Genomic DNA, 19,416 nt, shown 5'->3' on the forward strand with positions numbered 1-19,416 from the left:
GACTAGTAAAAATTATATTATATATTTGCAAACGTATTCAGGAAATAAAACAAAATGAAGGCAGAATTCAAAAATAATTCAATTAAGAAATATACCATCAAAAATATGATGAAGGATATCTGTATGCCTGTGCATCAAGAATACTGTGGTTGACCTTACTTTTATTTATACATATTTTCAAGGCTTTACCACGTGGTAGAGCCTTTTTTTATTGAACACAACAACATTAAAAAAATAAAAATGAGCAATTCTAAAAACAAATGGTTAATTCCATTGGCTTTTACAAACATCTATGTGATATGGGGAATTACGTTTTTAGCTATTTCATTTGGCTTAAAAGGTTTTCCGCCATTCATTCTTTCAGGGTTAAGATTTCTGGTTGCCGGAATTCTGATGATAGGGTATCTTCTTTCTAAAGGAGAAAAAGCAAATTCCCTGATCAACTGGAAGAAAAATGCCATTACCGGTATTCTCATTCTTACCGGAGGAACAGGTCTTGTAGCCTGGGGAGAACAATATGTAACGGCTTCAGAAGCGGCAATTTCTATTGCAACCGGTCCGTTCTGGTTTATTGCGATCGACAAAAAAAACTGGAAATATTATTTCTCAGATAAATTTATTCCGATAGGATTGGTCATTGGATTTGCAGGATTAATTATGTTTTTAAAAGGCAGTGTGAATTCAAATGCGGCTCATGCCATTGCTGACGGAAACCTTCGTATTACAGCGTTTGTAGTATTGGGATTAAGTTCCATCGCATGGGTACTGGGATCTTTATATTCAAAGAAAAATCCGGCTTCTCAATCTACCTTTATGAATATTGCTCAACAGCTTATAGTAGCGGGATTGGCCTCTTTCTTAATTGCTTTTTTAAGAAAAGAATGGAGTGGCTTTTCAGTTTCTGCTGTTCCGTTATCGGCATGGTTTGGAGTCCTATTTTTGATCTTCTTTGGATCGATAGTCGCTTATTTGTCGTACATTTGGCTTCTGTCCGTAAAACCCGCTGCTTTGGTAAGTACCCACACCTACATCAATCCTATTGTAACAGTGATTGCAGGCTGGATTGTTGCCAACCAAAGCATCAATGGAGGTCAGCTGTATGGTTTATTCATCATATTGCTGGGAGTACTTCTAACGAATGTCACCAAGTATTTCAGACTTTCAAAACGGTCAAAAGTAAAAATCAGAAAAGTAAGAAGATTTTTTAACAGAGCAGGCAGACCATATCAGCCTATTTAAACAGTATACAAAATCAGAATGATAGAGATCAGAAACATATCGAAAACATTTCACCAGAAAAAACAGTCCTTTAAGGCACTGGACAAGGTGAGTTTAAATATAGAGAAAGGAGATATTGTAGGAATTATCGGTTTTTCGGGTGCAGGAAAAAGTACTCTGATCCGTACAGTAAATTTACTGGAAAGACCGGATGAAGGGCAGATTATTATTAATGGAAAAGATTTTACTCAGCTTAATTCCAAGCAACTGGCTGAGGAACGTAAAAAAATCGGAATGATCTTCCAGCATTTCAATCTTCTTTCTTCAAGAACTGTTTTTGATAATGTAGCTCTTCCTTTGGAACTGGATCACAGCAGTAAGGATGAAATCAACAGAAAAGTCAACGAATTACTGAAGGTTGTAGGACTTGAAGATAAAGCCAATGATTATCCCAGAAGTCTTTCGGGTGGACAGAAACAGAGGGTCGCTATTGCAAGGGCTTTGGCCAATGATCCTCATCTTCTGCTTTGTGATGAAGCAACCAGCGCACTGGATCCGGCTACGACGCAATCTATCCTGCAGCTTTTAAGAGATATCAATCAGAGACTGGGAATTACCATCCTTTTAATTACCCACGAAATGGAAGTGATCAAAGCGGTCTGCAACCACGTTGCCGTGATCGACAAAGGAAAATTATTAACAAAAGGAACTTTAAGCGAGATTGTTTCGGACAAAGAAAACCCGATTATCCGCCAGTTTATAAATTCAGACATCATGACCCTGCCACAGGAACTCAGCATCAGACTGCAGAAAGAACCAAAAGAAGGTTTGTTTCCGCTGGTCGAAATAGAACTTAACGAAAACATCAGTGTTGAACAAATTCTTTCAGCGCTATACAATCAATATAAAATCCCCTATAAGCTTTTAAAGGCGGACGTAGAATATTTCGGAAATTCCAATTTCGGTAAACTTTTACTGCAGCTTCAGGGTGAGGCGGAAGAAAACCAACAGGCGATCTATTATTTCAACCAAAATAAAATTCAAAATACAGTAAAAGGATATGCTTAGTGATACGGTAATTGCCCTTTTGGCAAAAGGAACCTGGGAAACGGTTTATATGACATTTTTATCCGGATTTTTTGGATTTGTGCTGGGACTTCCGGTAGGAATCATGTTATTTTTAACCAGAAAAGGACAACTGCTGGAAAATGTGGTCTATCATAGAGGATTATCTATCCTGGTTAATATTTTCCGTGCCATTCCTTTTATTATTCTGATCGTATGGATGATTCCTTTTACGAGAATTCTGGCGGGAACTTCTATTGGAGTAAATGCAGCCTTGGTTCCGCTAAGTGTGGGTGCTGCTCCGTTTATTGCAAGACTTGTGGAGAACAGCCTTATTGAAGTTCCTCATGGTCTTATAGAAACGGCAAGAGCTTTGGGAGCTTCTCCTTTCCAGATCATTAGAAAAGTATTGCTTCCTGAAGCGCTTCCTTCTTTAATCAACAATGCTACTATCACTTTGATTACGCTTGTAGGATATTCTGCAATGGGTGGTGCTGTAGGGGCAGGCGGACTTGGACAGGTTGGCTACCAGTACGGTTATATCGGATATGATATCGTCATTATGAATACAGTATTGATTCTGCTTGTTCTGTTGGTGTTCATCATACAATTTGCGGGAGACCGATTATCAAAAAGATTTGATCACAGGTAGTTGAGTTGATGAGTTTGAGAATCAGAGGGTTTGAGATGCGGGTTACGAGGTATAGCGTAGATGAAGACCAAAGCTTAATCGTGATGGTACCTTTTGCTCTTTTATTTCTCTGCTTTACTATCATTTAAATAAAAAAATAGAATGAAAAAAATAAAGATTTTTGGTGTAATAGCTGCAGGAATATTACTGTTCAGTGCTTGTTCGGGAAGAAAAGATGATCCGAACTTTATCCGTGTGGGAATTACCTATGGTCCGGAACAGGAAATTGCTGAGGTTGCCAAAAAAGTAGCTAAGGATAAATATAATCTGGAAGTGGAGCTTATCCCTTTTAATGATTATGTAGTTCCCAATGAAGCGCTGACAAACGGTGATATTGATGCCAATGCTTTTCAGCATCTTCCTTATCTGACAGAACAGTCTAAACAGAGAGGATACAACCTCGTGCCTGTAGGAAATACATTTGTCTATCCCATTATAGCCTATTCAAAAAAGATTAAAAATATCAGCCAGCTGCAGGAAGGCAATACTATTGTAATTCCTAATGACCCAACCAATGGAGGACGTTCTCTGCTCCTTCTGCAGAAAAGCGGTCTTCTGAAATTAAAAGAAGGGGTAGGACTTCTGCCAAAAGTGACAGATATTACTGAAAATCTGAAACAGCTGAAAATTATGGAGATTGAGGGAGCACAGATTCCAAGGGTTTTAGATGACAGAGATGTTGTGGTAGGAATTATCAATAACAATTTTGCTGCTCAGGCGGGATTAGACTCTGAAAAACAGGGCATCCTTGTAGAAGATAAAGACTCTCCATATGTGAATCTGGTGGTGGCCAGACAGGATAATAAAAACAGTCAGAAAGTAAAAAACTTTGTAAAAGCCTACCAGTCGCCGGAAGTAGAAAAGAAAGCCAAAGAGATTTTCAAAGGCGGGGCTGTGAAAGGATGGGAGTAATGAGTGAGAGGGTGTCGAGATTCGGATACGAGTTTGAGAGTTGAGGGTTTGAGAGATAACATCTTTGCAATCTGCTTTTTTCATTTTTCCCACCTGTATCAATAAAAAATATTCAACAATGAGCTGTCTGCAAAATATGTGGACAGTTTTTTTATTCATTAAAATTTATTTTCTCAATTTGAGATAATAAAGAAATTTTCTCTATTTTTGCTTTTAATCAAATAGAAAGGCATCATGTTAAAGAAAACCGTCATTATAAGTTTATTCACCTTTATTTCTGCTTCTTATATGGCTCAGACTAATACTACCCTCCCCGTTTATCTAGATGAATCCAAACCTGTGGAACAGCGTATTCAGGATGCATTATCAAGAATGACACTGGAAGAGAAAGTGGCAATGCTTCATGCACAGTCGAAATTCAGTTCACCAGGTGTTCCGAGGTTGGGAATTCCGGAATTCTGGACCACTGACGGTCCTCACGGGGTACGTCCGGAAGTAATGTGGGATGAATGGGATCAGGCCGGATGGACCAACGACTCTATTATCGCCTACCCTGCCCTGACTGCTTTATCCGCCACATGGAACAAAAAAATGTCATGGAACTATGGGAAAGCTTTGGGTGAAGAAGCCCGTTACAGAAAAAAAGATATCCTTCTGGGACCTGGAGTAAATATTTACAGAACTCCACTGAACGGAAGAAATTTTGAATATATGGGTGAAGATCCTTATCTGACCTCAAAAATGGTAGTTCCTTACATTAAAGGGGTACAATCTAATGGGGTGGCAACTTCCGTGAAACATTTTGCCTTGAACAATCAGGAAATGTTCCGCCATACAAGCAATGTGAATATAGATGACAGAGCGCTTTATGAAATTTATCTGCCAGCATTCAAAGCTGCGGTAACAGAAGGTGATTCATGGACCATCATGGGTGCTTACGATATGTACAAAGGTCAGTATGCCAGCCAGAATCAATATCTGTTAAATGATATTCTAAAGAAAGAATGGAACTATAAAGGGGTTGTAGTCTCTGACTGGGGTGCTGTAAACAATACAGAACAGGCCATTCACAACGGTCTTGATCTGGAATTCGGATCCTGGACCAACGGACTTTCCGCCGGAACTAAAAATGCCTACGACAATTACTATCTGGCAAAGCCTTATCTTGACCTGATTAAAGCCGGAAAAGTAGGTACTACAGAACTTGATGATAAAGTAACAAGATTACTTCGTCTTGCCTATAAAACAACAATGAACCGCAATAAACCTTTCGGGAATATTGCTTCTGAAGAGCATAAAGCGGTTGCAAAAGAAATTGGAGAAGAAGGAATCGTTTTATTAAAAAATCAGGGAAATATTCTTCCTATTGACCTTAATAAAGCTAAAAAAATAGCCGTTATCGGAGAAAATGCCATTAAAATAATGACTGTTGGTGGAGGTTCTTCCTCATTGAAAGTTAAATATGAAGCCCTTCCTCTGGACGGAATCAAAAACAGATTTGGAAAACAGGCTGATGTACAGTATGCGAGAGGTTATGTAGGAGATATCGGAGGTGAATATAATGGCGTAAAATCCGGACAGGATTTAAAAGATACCCGCTCTGAAGCTGAATTACTGAATGAAGCTGTAGAATTGGCAAAAAAATCAGATTATGTAATTTTTGTAGGAGGGTTGAATAAAGCAGACTTCCAGGACAGTGAAGGAAATGATAGAAAAAGCTATGGGCTTCCTTATAACCAGGATCATGTGATCAGTGCTCTGGCAAAAGCGAATAAAAACCTTGCTGTTGTTTTAGTTTCCGGAAATGCTGTGGCAATGCCGTGGATTAAGGAAGTTCCGACCGTTTTACAGTCGTGGTATCTGGGTTCTGAAGCGGGAAATTCAATTGCCTCTATTCTGGCAGGTGATGCGAATCCGTCAGGAAAGCTTCCGTTTACATTCCCTGTAAAACTTGAAGACAATGCAGCACACCAACTTGGAGAATATCCGGGACAGAAAGATGAATTGGCTGCAGGAAAAGGCAAAGATCAGAAAAACCCTATCAACATCACTTACAACGAAGGTGTTTTTGTAGGCTACCGCTGGCATGATACTAAAAATATAAAACCACTGTTCAGTTTCGGACATGGATTGAGCTATACGACTTTTGAATTCGGAAAGGCAAAAGCAGATCAGACCACCATTTCACAGGATGGAAAAATTACGTTTACAGTAACAGTGAAAAATACTGGTAAAAAGGCAGGTGCAGAAGTTGCCCAGCTTTACATCAGTGATTTAAAATCATCTGTTCCAAGGCCTGCAAAAGAACTGAAAGGTTTTGAAAAAGTATATTTGAACCCCGGAGAACAGAAAGAAGTTACTTTCACTATTGATAAAACTGCTTTAAGTTTCTTTGATACCCAAAAACATGACTGGGTAGCTGAACCCGGAGATTTTGAAGCACTGATTGGAAATTCTTCTGATGCTATTAAAACGAAAGTGAAATTTACCCTTAAATAAAAACTGAGAGTTAAGAGTATAAACTCTATTTAATAATTATTTGATAGAATGCAAACAGATTCCAAATTGGGATCTGTTTTTTAAATTTATTTAAATGCAAAGTTTATTGGATTCAATCTTATTATCTAAGGAAACAAAGTGAGGCGACAATGTCGCGGATGGAGCTAAGGGATGATGCGAATGCTTAGAAAGAATCAATGCAATTGATTCCATCTTTGCTCCCTTTAAATTCAAAAGTATCTTAATGTAAAACTTTGCGTCAAAATAAAAATCCTAAATCTGCTCAAATATTCAATCTTATTTTTAAAACCATTAAGGAGTTTTAAGTGATGAAGAAAAGTTAAGATTCAAATAAATTTGAATGAAGCGTTGCATCTGATAAATGTCTTTAGACATGCTCTTAATAATCTTAACAACTTAATATTTTCTTAATGGTTCAAAAATTTGTTTGAATTGTTTCCCATAGATCCCATAGATTTCCCTGTTTTTTTTTAGACAATCTCAAGAATAGACCTCACTACTTCCCTCTTCCAGCTTCCCTCTTCCAATCCAAAATAAATGCAGGCTCCAAATTGAAACCTGCCTTTATTTTTATCTGATAAATCTTGAATTATTTTCCGCCGCCGCCGTTTTTCTCAACATCGGTTTTTGTATTTTCTTTTACCTTCTGATTTCCGAAACGCTTCACAAACGTAAGAGAAACTCCGTACCAATCCCATTTTGAATACTCTCTGAAAGTTCCGTCCGGACTATAAGTTGTATTATCACCATAAGGTCTTTTAAAAATATTCATCAGTTGCATACTCAGCTCCATCTGGGTTTTCGGGAATATTTTAGTAACTGAAATATTGTGGAAAACATTGGTATTGTTCGCGTATGAATTTCCGTTGTTCTGATTGGCAAGCTCTACCCACGCACTCAGGTTAATATTTTTATTGAACAGATTCGTATAAGAAACATTCGCAGAAGCTCCCCAATAACTGATATAGTCTTTGGCACCTAAATTATTTTTTTCATTAAAATCTTTATTATTAATATAGTACCATCCAAATCCGGCGTTTACGTTCAGTTTATTTTTCAGGAAATTCTGATTGGTATTGGCAAAAAGGTAATATTTTTCAACTTTCCCATCAAAATTGCCCGGCAACGAAACTGTTCTGCCGTTTTCCGTTACATAAGTCGTCCAGTAATCCTGATTGGTATGCATATATCTTGCAGAAATAAAATACTTTTTCAGAATTCCGAATTTCAGATAAAGACGGTCATTCGGGTTGGGATTCAGATAAAGGTTCCCTCTGGAATATGTTCCATTAATTTCAGGCGTCACAAAAGGATTAAACTCAGAATACCACGGTCTCCAGATGCTTCGGTTATAGGTAAGACTCAAATCAAATTTCTCTGAAAAATTATATTTCAGCAATAGGTTGGGAAGAAAAGTTCCGTAAGAATCTCTTCTCTCTGTACCTGCCACATCCTGTCTTACTTTATAATCAATATATTCATATCTGATTCCGACTCTTGTTTCCAGTTTTTCAAAAAATGTTTTGCTGTAATTGGCATATAAAGAGCTCAGATGATCTTCATAATGAAATCTGTCATTCTTGGAAAGATTAGCATATTCCGGTGTGCCATTATCAATACTTAATCCATAGAGACTGTTAGGAATAACGTGATTGTTCAATTCGGTTTTTCCTCCTACTTCCATGGTACCGCCTGTCTTACCAAAAGGATGGGTATAATCTACTTTTAAATAATAATTACGCATCTGGTTGGAACTTATTGATCCCAGCTGCTGATTGGTAATTGCACCCTGCTGATTGATTTGCTTGTCAATCAAATTATCATTGTCATTACTGGAATAATTGGTTCCTAAATTAATATCTAAAATCCTGTTCTTTTCTTTATCATAGTATTTATAGAATGCATTAGTCCCTAAATTACGGCTGAATCCCCAGTTATTTTGGGTCTGAAGGAAAGATTCACCCGGATCTCCATCTTTCGTAGTCATCCCGTTAGATTCTGCTGAAAGTAAATTCCTGTTTTGAGAATATTCCAGAACGAGCCCGAAATTATTTTTATCATTGATTTCAAACTCTGAAGTGGAAGAAAGGGACGGACTTTCATTTCTCATTACGTTTTCCAGATTGAACTGAGTCAGTTTATTACCAGCATACCGGTTATCCCATGTCTGATTCTTCTGCACATAAGTTCCGTTATTATAACTTCCAATAAAGGTTTGGGTAAACTTTTTCTTATGATAGTTCAGGTTAAAATTCGTGTATTGTGAATTTTTTGTGCTTTGTCTGTTGTTGAAAGATATACTTCCTTTCAATCCTTCGTCATCTCTTTTTTTCAGGACAATATTAATCACGGATCCTGAAGTTTCATATCTTGATGAAGGGCTGGTAATCACTTCAATTTTCATCAGGTTATCGGCAGGAATTGTCTTAAGATATTCCTTTAATTCCTTCCCTGTAAAAACTGATTTTCTATCATTGATGTATACGGTGACCATCTGCCCTTCGGCTTTTACATCATCATTATTATCTATGCTTACCAGAGGAGTCATTCTAAGAACATCCCATGTTGTATTTCCTGCCAGAATTGCACTATTCGCTACATTAAATACAGTTCTGTCTACTTTAGATTCTACGGTCGGTTTTCTGGCAACCAGGGTAACCGCTTCTATTTCTTTTGTATTTCCTTTTACGGTATCTTTTGCTGCCGGGGCCGTGGCCTGCTGAGCCATTGCAAATGAACCTGCTAGTAGTGCTATTGGAAATAAGATTACTTTCATGTGAAATTATAGTTTTTTCTATAAGACCATTATCTTCACAAGTTTGTTACATCAAAAAGTAAAAAAAATAAAATAAATCCTTAATTTCCAATAAGATATAAACTAAAAACAGAAGCATAAATTGAAAAAAAGTGAAAAATTTTCAATAAAACAATACAATATAAATCACTTCCGTAATAAATATTCTTAAAAATGCATTTTATCTGTAATTTAAATTTTATTAAAAAACTTTACAATTTATTATTGATATGAGAGTCTTCGTTATGAAAATAAGTTGTTCATTCACTAACTTTCCCAAACTCTCACAAACAAAAAAGCCCGGATCTCACCCGGGCCGCTAGCAATAGCAAATCTACAAGGAATAATATTAAAAAATATATGCTAGTTTAAATTTTCAAAATAATGGATAACACCTACTTCAGGCAGGCGACGCGGATCTTTATTAAAATCAGACTCTTTGTTTTTGCTGTTTTCCAGGAAAGAATTACTGAAAAGAGCATAAGAAGGCTGTTCTGCCAATCCGTTTTTCAAAAGCTGATGGGCCTCCACAATAGTTTTCCCATATAATTTTCTGAAGTTTCCAATATTGTATTGTGAAAAAGATCCATAATGAACAATAAACTTGAGCGCCAGATCAATGGTAGTGCTTAAGCTCTTACTCAGCTCCTCTATCTTTCTGTTGAAAGCGCTTCTCATCTTCCACAGCATTTTTGAAATGCTCTGGTAAGAAGGATTTTCATCATAACGGTAAAATAAAATGGCATCTCCCTCAATCTCGGAAATTTCAAAATACTGATCGTTCACATCAATGAGTGTAGACAATAACTGTCTTACAATATACTCGCCTGTATACAATTTTGTATTGAACACAAATTCGGTAAATCCGCTGAAATCCGGAATTAAAATGATCCCCTCTTGTATATTTGTCTTCATAATGATAATGGATTAAAAACCTGCTTCATCATTACAGACGAAGCAGATTCAATTTTACTTTATTGCCACCCGCCTCCTACTGAGCGGTAAAGTGCTGTTATAGCATTCAGTCTCTGGGTTTTCAGAGAAGCCAGTTCCAGTTCTGCCTTAAGTTTATTCGATTGGGCAATGATCACCTCTACATAAGTTGCTGAATTATATTTAAATAACATATCAGCTTTTTTCACTGCTTCACCGGATTTCACGGCCAGCCCTTCTGCAATTTTCTGCTGCTCTTCCAGTTTTTGAATTTGCACCAGTGCATCAGAAACTTCGGCTACCGCTTTTAAAACAGACTGTTTAAAGTTGAGTTCTGCCTGATCAGCGACTACTTTAGACTGTTCATACTGCGTTTTCAACTGTTTCCCATTCAAGATAGGCTGTGCTACAGCTCCTGCCACCATTCCGAAAAGAGAGCCCGGAACACTGAACCATTTACTGATCTGGAAAGCATTTACACCACCCTGTGCTGTAATATTCAGTGACGGATACATACTCATTTTAGCAACATGAATCGCTGCAGCGCTCTTTCTTACTTCAAGCTCAGCCGTTTTAATATCTGGTCTGTAGCTTAATAATTCTGAAGGAACTCCCGCTGCAATATGATCCGGAGACTGTACATTGTTCAGGCTTGCACTTCTTTCAATTTTCCCGGGCATGGAACCCGTCAGCAGACTCAAAGCATTTTCCTGAGTTGTCACAGAGCTTTCAATCGCAGGAATTGATTTCAGAATCTGATCTTTTACAATTTCCTGCTGCTGCACTGCCAAAGCCGTTGTCAATCCCAGTTCCTGCTGTTTAATCAAAAACTTCAGGGTATTATCAGCATACGCCAGATTGGATTTTGTAATCTCCAGCTGGGTATCCAGCATCAGCAGATTATAATATCCCTGCACTACAGTAGATACCACTTGTGTTTTTACCGCCTTTGCTGCTTCCTGTGTTTTAAGATATTCTGCCAAAGCCTGCTCTTTTCTGCCTTTGATCTTACCCCAGATATCAGCTTCCCATGAAAAACTAAGAGAAGTTGTATAATCTTCCATATATCTTTTTCCCATAAACTGTCCGGCCATCATTCCATTCATACTGTTGTCTGAAGGACGGTTGATATTTGCATTAGCCGAAGCACTGATCGTCGGGATATTTCCCCATTTACTCTGAGTATACGCCAGGGATGCAAATTCTATCTGCTTTAAAGCCACCTGAAGATCATTATTCTGTACCATCGCTTTATCGATCAGTCCTACCAAAACCGGATCTTTAAAAAAGTCTTTGTAACCGATCTTAGCAATATTTCCCTCCTGTCCTGTAACAATACTGTCACTTCTGAAGGTTTCGGGCATTTTTACTTCAGGCTGTTCATATTTCTGAACTTTACAGGAAATTGCCGTCCCTGAAATGAATGCGATATATGCTATATTTTTAATTTTCATTTTTAAAATCATTTGAATTAATATTCCCAATCCGCATCCGTTACTACCTTTCCGTTGATTCTCTCATGCAAAGCCTGGAATACCACGAAAAGAACCGGAACCACAAAAATTCCTAAGATTGTTCCGAAAAGCATCCCTGAAATGGCCGCATATCCGATAGAATGGTTACCCATGGCTGAAGGTCCTACCACAAAGATCAAAGGCAGCAATCCGGTAATAAATGCCAGCGAGGTCATCAAAATAGGACGTAAACGTGCTTTTGCTGCTTCCACTGCAGAGGCAATAAGGCTTTTCCCTGCTCTGCGTCTCTGAATAGCAAATTCCACGATTAGAATACCATTTTTCGCCAACAATCCGATCAACATTACCAAAGCAATCTGTACATAAATATTATTGGATAATTCCGCGAATGTAATTCCAACAAATACTCCTGAAAGTCCTACCGGAATAGCGATCAATACAGCTAACGGAAGGATATAACTTTCATACTGAGCAGATAAAAGGAAGAATACAAACACGATACATAATCCGAAAATCATGACAGATTGCGAGCTTGAACCTGCTTCTTCACGGCTCATTCCTTTATAATCGTAAGTATATCCCGGAGGAAGTACCTGCTTGCTCACTTCTTCAATCGCGGCCATAGCCTGCCCTGTACTGTATCCCGGAGCGGCCATTACCGTTAAGTTGGATGAGTTAAATAAATTGAAACGGTCTACCACCTCAGCTCCTGTTACCTGTTTCAGGCTTACTAATGTATTGATTGGAACCATCTGGCCTAAATTATTTTTAACGAAAATTCCGTTCAGGGATTCTTTATCCTGCCTTGTTTCCGGAGTCGACTGTACCAAAACTCTGTAATACTTTCCAAATCTGTTGAAATCCGAAGCCTGAATACTTCCGTAATACCCCTGCATTACTCCAAGCACATCAGAAACATTCACTCCCAGCTGGGCAGACTTCACTTCATCTACCAATACTTCAAACTGTGGATACGTAACATCGAAAGTGGTAAATGCTACCGCCACTTCCGGTCTCTGCATCAAAGCACCCATCATTCCATAGGAGATATTTCCCAAATTCTGAAGCTCTCCGTTGGTACGGTCCTGAAGCACAAGCTCCATACCACTCGTATTTCCAAAACCATCTACCGTTGGCGTATTGATCACAAGGAAATTGGCTCTTTTATCCTGGGAAAGCATGCCCTGCGTCTGCCCTATGATGTCATTGATATTATTTACAGGCCCTCTCTCACCTCCTTTTTTTAATTTAACAAAAATAGAAGCTGCAGAAGATGACATGGAACCACTGAACAGGTTTAATCCGTCCACTGAAATCACTTTTTCCACAGCAGGATTTTTCATCAATAAGTCTTCTGTATCGGAAACTACTTTTGAAGTTCTGTCCTTTGATGCTCCCGGAGCAAGGTTTGCTGTTACAATAATAAAACTCTGGTCTTCATCCGGAATAAATCCTTTAGGGGTTGTCATAGACATCCATGCAAACAATCCTCCGAAGGCCACAATGATAACCAACGCGATCCATTTTCTTTTTAAAAGGAAGAGTACAGCTTTTCCATATCGGAATGTCAGCTTATTGAAGCTCGCATTGAATCCTGCAAAGAAACGGTCTTTGAAATTCATTTTTTCATGCGTTCCCGGATGGTGTTGTTTTAAGAATAAAGCACACAGCGCCGGGCTTAGTGTCAATGCATTGATTGCTGAAATCACAATTGCAATCGCTAATGTCAAGGCAAACTGCTGGTAAAATAATCCTGTGGAACCACTCATAAAGGCCACCGGAACAAATACGGCAGACATGATCAGGGTAATAGAAACAATCGCTCCTGTTATTTCACTCATGGCCGACATCGTGGCAGCTCTCGGATTCAGCTTTTTATGTTCCATCTTGGCATGAACCGCTTCCACCACTACAATAGCGTCGTCCACTACAATACCAATCGCCAATACCAGGGCAAACAACGTAAGAATATTAATGGAAAACCCGAAAACCTTCATAAAGAAGAACGTTCCTACAATAGATACCGGAACTGCAATAGCCGGAATCAGGGTAGAACGGAAATCCTGAAGGAAGATATACACTACAATAAATACCAGGATAAATGCTTCTATCAATGTATGAATTACCTGTTCTATGGATTGATCCAACGCTTCTTTTGTTGCGTATGGAATTTCATAATCCATTCCTTCCGGGAAAGATTTTTCCAGTTCTTTCATTCTCTCCTGAAGAGCGATCTGCACTTCATTCGCATTGGAACCTGCCATCTGGAAAATCGCCATCGTTACGGACGCTTTTTTATTATAATTGGAAGAAACCGTATAACTGTACGCTCCGAATTCTACTTTGGCAATATCTTTTAGTTTTAAAACAGAACCATCGTTCAATGCTTTGATGGTGATATTTTCATATTGCTCAGGCTCCGTAAATTTGCCTTTGTACCGAAGAACATATTCCATTACTTCCTTACTTCTCTCTCCTAATCTTCCGGGTGCGGCTTCCAGGTTTTGAGTCTGAATGGCACGGGAAACATCGGATGGGGTAAGGTTGTATGAAGTCAGTTTATTCGGGTCAAGCCAGATACGCATAGAGTAATCTTTATTTCCATACACCATTGCATCTCCTACTCCTTTTACCCTTTTCAGTTCCGGAACAATGTTGATTTTTGCATAATTTTCAAGGAAAAGGTCATCCATTTTTCCATCCTTACTGGTCAGGGAAACCATCGCAATCATACTGTTCTGTCTTTTCACCGTTGTGATTCCCGCCTGAATTACTTCTGCAGGAAGCTGGTTGGTCACCTGAGCTACCCTGTTCTGCACATTAATCGCCGCCTGATCAGGATCTGTTCCCAGTTTAAAAATAACAGTAATGCTTAATGTTCCGTCATTACTCGCTGTAGAAGTAATATAGTCCATATTTTCCACTCCATTAATGGCATTTTCTAACGGTGGTGCTACCGACCTGGCGATTGTTTCAGCATTGGCTCCCGGATAAGCAGCCGTTACCATAACGGTAGGCGGTGCAATGTCCGGAAATTTAGTAATCGGAAGGCTTACCATCCCGACAATCCCCAGTATAACAAGCAATACGGAAATAACCGTTGCCAGTACGGGTCTTTTTATAATTTTCTTTAACATGATTTCTTCTTACGATTTTTTCTGTTGAGCATTTTTCTTTTGTGCCACGACAGGGGTTCCAGGCTGTAATCGGTCGAAACCGCTGGTGATATATTCATCTCCCGCCTTAAGTCCTTTGGCAACAATGAAGTTATCGCCGGCCTTTCCATTCACTTCAATAGGAAGCATTGCTGCTTTCCCGCCCTGAATGGTGAACACAAACACTTTATCCTGAATAGTTCTGGTAGAAGCAATAGGAAGTAAAACAACATTGCTGTAGAACTGATCCAATACAATTTTGCCGGTATTTCCGCTTCTTAAAAGATTATTGGGATTATTGAATTTTGCTCTTAATGTAATAGATCCGGTTGTTTTATTAAACTGTCCTTCTACAGCATCAATCTTTCCTTTTTCAGCATATTGCCCACCACCGGAAAGAAGTAATGATACAGCCGGAGTATTTTTGATCACTTCATCTATACTGTTTCCTACATACTGCTTTTGGAAATTATTAAAATCATTTTCACTCAAACTGAAATAGGTGTATACCTGATGAATGTCTGACAATAAAGTAATCGGTTCCTGATTCCCTGGTGTCATCAAACTTCCCAAACGATAATTGAATCTCCCGATAAATCCGCTTACCGGAGCTTTGATGGTAGAGAAATTCATATTGATTTTAGCTGATTCAATAGTGGATGCAGATTGGCTTACGGCTCCTCTTGCTCCATTGTAAGCCGCTTCAGCTTCTTTCACCTGAATTTCTGAAACCATTTTGTTTCTGAACAGTTCTTTTTTTCTGTCTAAATCAATTTTAGAAGTTGAAAGGTTGGCCTGAGCAGTGATCAAAGCTGCCTGAGCACTTTTCAGCTGCTCGCGGAAAACCTGATCTTCAATTTTGAATAATGGCTGCCCTGCTCTTACAAAGTCTCCTTCATCTACATAAATTTTGCTTAAATATCCTGTTACCTGAGGTCTGATTTCCACATTGGAAACACCCTCTACAGATGCTGCATATTCTCTGGAAACAGAGGCGTCTCCCTGGGTCACTTTTGCCACAGGTAATTCCGGTGCCTGCTGCTGATAGCCTTGGTTTTGATTATCTTTCCTACACCCTGCCAAAATGATCAGTGCGAGGAAAAGTAGAGTTGATTTTTGAATAAAAAATCTTTGCATAACAATAGTCCTTTTAAATTTTCCGGACAAAAATCGAACGAAAAAAATTCAATAGGATTATTCAAAAAACCTCTTGTTTTGTCAAAAAGACTCCTTATTTTAAAAAACATGAGAAATATCATTCATAGACAACATAAATGATACTATTTATTATTTTTAATCGAAATTATAGTTTAAATTTGGTAAAAAGACGTCTTAAAATCATAAACCACTCATTATCAATACAAATCATCTTTCCTGTATTCCAAAGGAGACCTGCCCACATGTTTTTTGAAAAACTTACTGAAAGACGCCTGATCTGAAAATTTTAATTGAGAGGCAACTTCCGCGATATTCAGGTTAGGATTTCTCAGCAGCAATCTGGCTTCTACCGCTAAAACCTGATGAATAATATCTCTTGGGGATTTGAAAACCGTTTTATTAATGACTTTTGTAAGGTATTTACGACTGATAAAAAGCTTATCGGCATAGAACTGCACGTTATGCTCTTCTTTGAAATGATGCTGAACCAGCGTAAAAAAACTGGTCGTTAACTCATCTTCCCTATTGGTTACCTGATGAGGTTTTTCCGTTTTCTTGAAGTAATTATCAATTTCATAGATGACCAGCGAAAAATGATGCCAGATCATTTCATTAAAATAATAATTATCTTTTTCCTTATCATTCAACACCTTAAGCTCATCGAGATGGAAATTCAGTTTTCTGTATACCTCCGATTCATTCCTGATGATATGAGTAGGATCTGATGAAAGGCTCTTCAGAACATTATTAGACTTATAATTAAAACCTGCATCAGAAATAAAATTCAATGAAAAGAAAATATATTTAGCGTCATAGTCTTCAGTGATTTCATCCAGCCAAAAGGTTTCTAACATCGGGCAAAAGACAATATCCCCTTTTGAGACTTCGTAGCTCTTGTCATCCAGCCTGAATGTAACCCCGCCTTTCTGTATCATAAAAATGCAGAAGTAATCTGAACGGTAAGGGATATTTGGTTTTATGATATAATTCGCCTTATCAATTTCCATCACCACAAATTCCTTGATTCTAAGATCAAATTCTACCTGTTGCAACACCTCATCAAAAGCTAGCTGCGAAACAAAATCAGATTTTGGCTGGGATTTTTTAGACATTGGAAAGAAAATTAAGCACGAAGATAATTGAAAAAGGAAAAAGAGCCAAGAAGGCAAATAATCTAATTTTACTTCTGATTGTTTTCTAAACAACAATCAGTAATTCCTTATCGTATCCGTTGTATTTTTCATCAATATAGCCATGAGGATTACAGATGATCTCTGTTTCTCCGATTTTATATCTGCACGGAGTATGAATATGCCCGTGAATCCAATACAATGGCTGATGTTCCGTAATTAAATCTTCCAGGTCAGAAGCATAGGCTGCTGTTAACGGATCTTCTTTATAATGCTCCGGAACAGATTGGAGACTGGGCGCATGATGGGTAATGACAATATTTTTAAGCCCTTTTGAATCCTCAAGACTTTCCTTCAGCCATTGTTTTGAAAACTGATGGATTTTGAAGGTGTCCAATGTTCTCATTCTGGAATAGGTAGGATCTCTCCTGATCATTTTATAGTCATTCATTTTAGACTGACAAAGCATTCCGTACTGAACCGGATTCCCAAAGATGGAAAAGTCCGTCCATAAAGTGGCACCATGAAAACGAATACCGTCAATATCTGCAAATGAATTTTCAAGTACAAATACATTGGAATCCAGTGCTGCTTCTTTAATCTTGTTAAGGGTCTTTGGATAGGAACCTTTATAGTATTCATGATTACCCAGAACATAAATTACAGGTTTATCAGGAATTGCATTTTTAATCCATTCAATTCCTTTGGTTCCCAAATTGACGTCACCTGCCAAAACAACAATATCAGAATGATCAAAACATAATTCCGTACTCCCAAATTCCCGGTGAAGATCGCTGATGACCTGTATTTTCATGATGTATCGTAAAAGAACAAAGGTAATGAAGTGAGCCGGAAAGACAAAAAAAGAACCGACACCTAAGTACCGATTCTTCCTCATATAGTTTGTGTATTTTTAGGCTGCCTGCTATGAAACGGCTACTTTTGCCTGCTTCACTTTTAAGCTTTTCAATATAAAATAAAACAACATTCCGAGCGCCAAAAGAGCATAACCAATCAGGATAATCAGATTCAGACTTCCTACTGAAAAATCTGAAGGAAAAATCCGGCTCATTAAAGTCATGAACGACAATCCAATCCCGGCCCCCAAAAAGTAACTTGTAGAGCTCAAACTTGATGCCAATCCGTAATTGGAAGGTTCAACATCCTGGATTCCCATTACTGAAAGTGCGGTAAAACAGAATGTCATTCCTACTCCTGAAATACATGCCGCTCCTAATAAAACTACAGCTAGCGGATGTCCGGTAAAAACGGAAATCAACAGTGACAATCCACCCATCAGCATAAACAACCATCCTAAGATTCCCATTTGAGATGAACTCAGACGTTTTGATACATGCGGCAGAATAAATTTAGCCGTTAAAGCAGAGATAATACTGAACGGAACAAGCATTAATCCTGCAGAAGCTGCACTATACCCCATATCTTTCTGAAGCATCAATGAAATCAGGAATAAAAATCCTATAAAAAATGCACCCAATGTAAAAAATACTGCATTGGAAATCACTAAAGATTGGTGTTTGAATAACTGCAGGTCAACCAAAGGTTCAGCTACAGATTTCAATCGTTTATACACCATCACCAGCAGCAATACTGCCAGAATCAAAGAGCCGATGACCATGAACGGCTGTTCTTTAATATAAACTAATTCATGGGTACCATAAGTAAGACTTAAAAGCCCAAGTACCATTAATATTCCGGAAATTACATCTGTTTTCTGTGCAGCTTCATTTTTCTCATCTGCAGGCAGATAGTAATAAGAGAGCACAAGTGTTATCAGAAGAATAGGTACATTAATCAGGAAAACCCAGTGCCAGCTCAGGTAAGTACTGATAATTCCTCCAACGGAAAGGCCACTTCCTGAACCGATAGCAGCGAATGAACTGAAAATTCCGATCGCATGGTTTCTCTCCTGCTCTTCTCTGAATGTATTGGTCACAATGGATAATGCAGAAGGCATCACCAATGCAGCTCCCAATCCCTGTAAAGCACGGAAAATGGCCAGCACTTCAAAGTTTTGAGACAATCCCGCCCCTAATGATGTGAGCATAAAAATCAGTGCTCCGAGTAAGAACATTTTTTTTCTTCCGATCTGATCTGAAAGTTTTCCGCCAATGATCAGAAATCCTCCAAAGAACAATACATATAGGGTCTGCAGCCACTGAACAGTCTCTGCTCCGATCTGAAACTGCTGCTGAATAGAAGGAATTGTTAAATTAATAATGGCAATATCCAAAGCCTCCACAAATGTTCCCACCGATGCTAAAATTAATATTACATTCTTCCTTGTATCCATATTTCAAATTTCCTGCAAAATTAAAATTAACAGAACGTATTTGAAAATTTT

The 19,416-nt window shown here is 38.3% G+C and carries 13 protein-coding genes; 5 read left to right on the forward strand and 8 right to left on the reverse strand.

The annotated features are described in order from the left end of the window. Nucleotides 1-240: 240 nt before the first annotated feature. The 5 genes from FN817_RS13340 to FN817_RS13360 all read left to right on the forward strand — a co-directional run bounded on the left by FN817_RS13340 (nucleotide 241) and on the right by FN817_RS13360 (nucleotide 6,385). Nucleotides 241-1,239 (forward strand): EamA family transporter, encoded by a 999-nt coding sequence (locus FN817_RS13340; RefSeq protein WP_142718374.1) that lies wholly within the window; start codon nucleotides 241-243, stop codon nucleotides 1,237-1,239. Nucleotides 1,240-1,257: 18 nt separating this feature from the next. Next, nucleotides 1,258-2,286 (forward strand): methionine ABC transporter ATP-binding protein, encoded by a 1,029-nt coding sequence (locus FN817_RS13345; RefSeq protein ID WP_142718375.1) that lies wholly within the window; start codon nucleotides 1,258-1,260, stop codon nucleotides 2,284-2,286. Beyond that, nucleotides 2,279-2,935, forward strand: coding sequence for a methionine ABC transporter permease MetI (metI, locus tag FN817_RS13350; RefSeq protein WP_142718376.1), 657 nt, complete (start codon nucleotides 2,279-2,281; stop codon nucleotides 2,933-2,935). Before FN817_RS13345 ends, metI begins: the two co-directional genes overlap by 8 nt. A 141-nt stretch (nucleotides 2,936-3,076) precedes the next feature. After that, on the forward strand, nucleotides 3,077-3,886 hold the full coding sequence (gene metQ, locus FN817_RS13355) for a methionine ABC transporter substrate-binding lipoprotein MetQ (RefSeq protein WP_142718377.1): 810 nt from the start codon (nucleotides 3,077-3,079) through the stop codon (nucleotides 3,884-3,886). A gap of 288 nt (nucleotides 3,887-4,174) precedes the next feature. Continuing rightward, entirely contained in the window at nucleotides 4,175-6,385 is a 2,211-nt protein-coding gene (locus FN817_RS13360; protein WP_394345039.1) for a glycoside hydrolase family 3 C-terminal domain-containing protein, read from the forward strand. A gap of 610 nt (nucleotides 6,386-6,995) precedes the next feature. On the opposite strand, the gene FN817_RS13365 is transcribed toward FN817_RS13360, so the two are convergent. The 8 genes from FN817_RS13365 to FN817_RS13400 form a co-directional block, all read right to left on the reverse strand. Continuing rightward, on the reverse strand, nucleotides 6,996-9,182 hold the full coding sequence (locus FN817_RS13365) for a TonB-dependent receptor domain-containing protein (protein ID WP_142718379.1): 2,187 nt from the start codon (nucleotides 9,180-9,182) through the stop codon (nucleotides 6,996-6,998). 381 nt (nucleotides 9,183-9,563) lie between these two features. Beyond that, nucleotides 9,564-10,115 carry a DUF2652 domain-containing protein gene (locus tag FN817_RS13370; RefSeq protein ID WP_047388034.1) on the reverse strand — a complete coding sequence of 184 codons (552 nt, stop codon included), beginning with the start codon at nucleotides 10,113-10,115 and terminating at the stop codon, nucleotides 9,564-9,566. Between the two features lie 59 nt (nucleotides 10,116-10,174). Then, on the reverse strand, nucleotides 10,175-11,587 hold the full coding sequence (locus tag FN817_RS13375) for an efflux transporter outer membrane subunit (RefSeq protein WP_228451556.1): 1,413 nt from the start codon (nucleotides 11,585-11,587) through the stop codon (nucleotides 10,175-10,177). A 17-nt stretch (nucleotides 11,588-11,604) separates the two neighbouring features. After that, entirely contained in the window at nucleotides 11,605-14,745 is a 3,141-nt protein-coding gene (locus FN817_RS13380) for an efflux RND transporter permease subunit (RefSeq protein ID WP_142718381.1), read from the reverse strand. 9 nt (nucleotides 14,746-14,754) lie between these two features. Further along, nucleotides 14,755-15,900, reverse strand: coding sequence for an efflux RND transporter periplasmic adaptor subunit (locus FN817_RS13385; RefSeq protein ID WP_142718382.1), 1,146 nt, complete (start codon nucleotides 15,898-15,900; stop codon nucleotides 14,755-14,757). A gap of 218 nt (nucleotides 15,901-16,118) precedes the next feature. Further along, nucleotides 16,119-17,033 (reverse strand): helix-turn-helix domain-containing protein, encoded by a 915-nt coding sequence (locus FN817_RS13390; protein ID WP_142718383.1) that lies wholly within the window; start codon nucleotides 17,031-17,033, stop codon nucleotides 16,119-16,121. Between the two features lie 85 nt (nucleotides 17,034-17,118). Further along, nucleotides 17,119-17,865 (reverse strand): metallophosphoesterase, encoded by a 747-nt coding sequence (locus FN817_RS13395; protein WP_142718384.1) that lies wholly within the window; start codon nucleotides 17,863-17,865, stop codon nucleotides 17,119-17,121. A 111-nt stretch (nucleotides 17,866-17,976) separates the two neighbouring features. Next, on the reverse strand, nucleotides 17,977-19,365 hold the full coding sequence (locus tag FN817_RS13400) for an MFS transporter (RefSeq protein ID WP_142718385.1): 1,389 nt from the start codon (nucleotides 19,363-19,365) through the stop codon (nucleotides 17,977-17,979). Between the last annotated feature and the right edge of the window lie 51 nt (nucleotides 19,366-19,416).

The sequence above is a fragment of the Chryseobacterium rhizoplanae genome (assembly GCF_900182655.1).
In the GTDB taxonomy this organism is placed as follows: Bacteria; Bacteroidota; Bacteroidia; order Flavobacteriales; family Weeksellaceae; genus Chryseobacterium; species Chryseobacterium rhizoplanae.

Coding starts and splice junctions, on each gene's coding strand:
- FN817_RS13365 (WP_142718379.1), bottom strand. CDS start 9,182: ATGAAAGTAATCTTATTTCCAATAGCACTACTAGCAGGTTCATTTGCA.
- FN817_RS13370 (WP_047388034.1), bottom strand. CDS start 10,115: ATGAAGACAAATATACAAGAGGGGATCATTTTAATTCCGGATTTCAGC.
- FN817_RS13375 (WP_228451556.1), bottom strand. CDS start 11,587: ATGAAAATTAAAAATATAGCATATATCGCATTCATTTCAGGGACGGCA.
- metQ (WP_142718377.1), top strand. CDS start 3,077: ATGAAAAAAATAAAGATTTTTGGTGTAATAGCTGCAGGAATATTACTG.
- metI (WP_142718376.1), top strand. CDS start 2,279: ATGCTTAGTGATACGGTAATTGCCCTTTTGGCAAAAGGAACCTGGGAA.
- FN817_RS13345 (WP_142718375.1), top strand. CDS start 1,258: ATGATAGAGATCAGAAACATATCGAAAACATTTCACCAGAAAAAACAG.
- FN817_RS13390 (WP_142718383.1), bottom strand. CDS start 17,033: ATGTCTAAAAAATCCCAGCCAAAATCTGATTTTGTTTCGCAGCTAGCT.
- FN817_RS13385 (WP_142718382.1), bottom strand. CDS start 15,900: ATGCAAAGATTTTTTATTCAAAAATCAACTCTACTTTTCCTCGCACTG.
- FN817_RS13380 (WP_142718381.1), bottom strand. CDS start 14,745: ATGTTAAAGAAAATTATAAAAAGACCCGTACTGGCAACGGTTATTTCC.
- FN817_RS13395 (WP_142718384.1), bottom strand. CDS start 17,865: ATGAAAATACAGGTCATCAGCGATCTTCACCGGGAATTTGGGAGTACG.
- FN817_RS13360 (WP_394345039.1), top strand. CDS start 4,175: ATGGCTCAGACTAATACTACCCTCCCCGTTTATCTAGATGAATCCAAA.
- FN817_RS13400 (WP_142718385.1), bottom strand. CDS start 19,365: ATGGATACAAGGAAGAATGTAATATTAATTTTAGCATCGGTGGGAACA.
- FN817_RS13340 (WP_142718374.1), top strand. CDS start 241: ATGAGCAATTCTAAAAACAAATGGTTAATTCCATTGGCTTTTACAAAC.